Source organism: Saccharomonospora iraqiensis subsp. paurometabolica YIM 90007 (assembly GCF_000231035.2).
Lineage (GTDB): Bacteria > Actinomycetota > Actinomycetes > Mycobacteriales > Pseudonocardiaceae > Saccharomonospora > Saccharomonospora paurometabolica.
In genome coordinates this window covers 80,856-83,266 of the sequence record NZ_KI912247.1, presented here as the reverse complement: position 1 = coordinate 83,266, position 2,411 = coordinate 80,856, and the positions used below count along the sequence as shown (strand labels likewise).

Sequence of the window (2,411 nt, the reverse complement as noted above, 5' to 3'; positions counted from 1 at the left end):
CGGCGGCTGCTGCCCCGGCGGGGCCTGTCCCTGCGGGGCCTGTCCCTGCGACGGCTGCCCTTGCGACGGCTGTCCCTGGGGGGCCTGTCCCTGCGGGGGCTTTCCCTGCGCGCCCTGCGGAGGCTTCCCCTGCGCGGGGTGTCCGGCGGGCGGACGGGGTCCGTCCTGCGGCGGGTGGTGGCCGTTCTCCGGAGGTGGTCCGGACGGCGGCTCCCACCGTTCGTGCGGCGGGCGCCTGCGCGCGTCCCGCTCCGGAGGTGGTGGCGCCTGCCCGGGACGACGGGGCGGCACGCGGTCGGAACGCGCGGAACCGCCCTCGTGTTCGGGTGTACCGCCCGACTGCTCGTCCAACACGTGCCCAATCCGTCGATGGTCGGCCTGACCGGCTTTCAGGGTAAACGGGCGCGGGCCCGGAACTCAGCCGCGCTTACCCGCCCCGGTGCGCACCCGACGGTATATCCGCAGTCCCGAGAGCAGGAGCAGAGCCGCACCGGCTGTTGCGGTCAACACGACCACGACCGTGCCGAGTTCGCTGGAGACCAACTCCATCCGGGCGGGACTCCCGAGGGTCGTGCCACCGGGAGTGGTCACCGCCACCCGCACGATGAACCGTCCCGAACGGAGCGTGTCGGCCGGGATCAACCTGCTGATGCTGCTGTCCGCCGCCAGCGGGGTGTTCCCGATCCGGGCGGGCCGCAGGCCCGGACTGTCGCCCAGGTCGACGCGCACGGTGACCGCCACCGGGAGGTCGTTGCGCACCGTCACCGGCAGCGGACTCGATTCCGAGGCCAGGGACACGGGTTGGGACGGTGTCTGCACCGTCACCCGGTCGCGCAGGGCACGCACCTGCGCCTCCGCGGCCGCGGCGGCCTCCATCCGCGCGTCCCGGGTGCGCCACCCTCCGGACAACGTGCGCAGCACCGCGTTGTGCAGCGGCCGGATGACGCTGACCGGTTCGACCTGTCTGGTCGGGTCCACCGACATGGCCCCGCGGAGGTCCGCCGCGGTCGTCTCGACCTCGTCCAGCGCCTCCAGGAGCGCGTCCGACACCGGTGCCGTCCCGGGTTCCCGCCGACCGTGCGGGGCCTGTGCCGGGGTGGTCGTGCCGACCGCCTCCGTGTCCGGTCCGGGCTCGGCCACCAGCTCACCCAGTGGTGTGGGGGCGAGCGCACCGGTGGTGCGCAGCCGCTCGACGGTGTCCAGCAGGGAGGTCAGGTCGTCGCGGGTGGCGTCCCAGCCGTGCGGCGGTGCCACCAGCAACGGGGACGTGCCGCTCTCCGCGCCGACACCGGCCCGGACGGCCAGTGCGCCCGCGGCGTTCTGGGTACCGACGTCGAGGCCCCGGTCGCCGGTGCCGGAGCCGGCCGGGCCCGACGTGGTGAACGCCGTCGTGACCAGCGGGTCCGTGGGCACCACCCGCACCTCGTGGGAGGAGGTGTCCGTCGCGGTCCGCGCCGGGTCGGCGAGCACGGTGTCGGTCCCCGCCGCGGCCAGCGCGTCCAACACGGACCCGTCCACCTCCGAGCGGGTCCACACCATGTTCCGTTTCGGTTCGAGGTTCAGCAGGTCCAGCACGGTGGCGCTGTTCCGGACGGCGTCCGCGGTCAGCTCGGTGCCGGACCCGACGCGGGGCAGCGCGGCCAGTTCCGCCGAGGCGTACGGGAGCTGGACCACACAGTGCCCGGCGACCAGTTCACGCAGGTCGGCCAGCCACCTCCGGGCGTGCTCCACCCCCTTCCCGGCGACGTCGCCCTCGGGGGTCCGCACGCGGTAGCCGCCGCTCATCGCGTGCACGGTCTCGAGCAGGTCGGGGTCCACGGCGAAGCACAGCGACCCGAAGACCTCCGGCGAGTCACGTCGGCTCCCGGCGGCGCGCACCAGCGTGTCGAGCCGCCCGCCCGGGGCCAGCGCGGCCGCGAGCGCGTCGTCGGAGAGCACCACCGGGCCGCCGTACGGGTCGGAGACCACCTTCGGCTCCCGCGCGGCGAACGGCCACAGCAACGACACGGGCCTGCCCGCCGCGCCGTCCGACGTGCCGGGCCCGCCCAGGACGGGCAGCAGGAGATCCGCCACCGCGAGCCGCGCGGGGCCGCCGTAGGCCGGGGTCCCGTTGACGTTGAGCAGCAACGGGTACACGCCCGGGTCGGTGATCCCGAGCGTGGCGAGGTCCGCGGTGATCGACAGCTCGGCGCTGTCCCCGATCTCCAGCCGGTCGGCGACACCGACCCAGTCGGACCACCCGGCGCCCGCGGGGGGCGGATCGGCCAGTGTCCTGCCGAGCGTCCCGGCGCCGGTCTGGCGCGGGCCCGCCTGGACCCGCGCGACGAGGTCGGAGATCGGCCGGTCCCCCGTGTTGGTGACGGTGGCGGCGAGGGTGACGGTCGCGTCGTCCGGTCCGGCCCGTCGCGGCG

At 75.4% G+C, this 2,411-nt stretch carries 1 protein-coding gene; it reads right to left on the bottom strand.

Going from position 1 to position 2,411, the window contains the following annotated elements:
* Window positions 1–417: 417 nt before the first annotated feature.
* Window positions 418–2,411: DUF6049 family protein (locus tag SACPADRAFT_RS27850; protein ID WP_007027302.1), on the bottom strand; the 1,994-nt coding region annotated here is incomplete at its 5' end.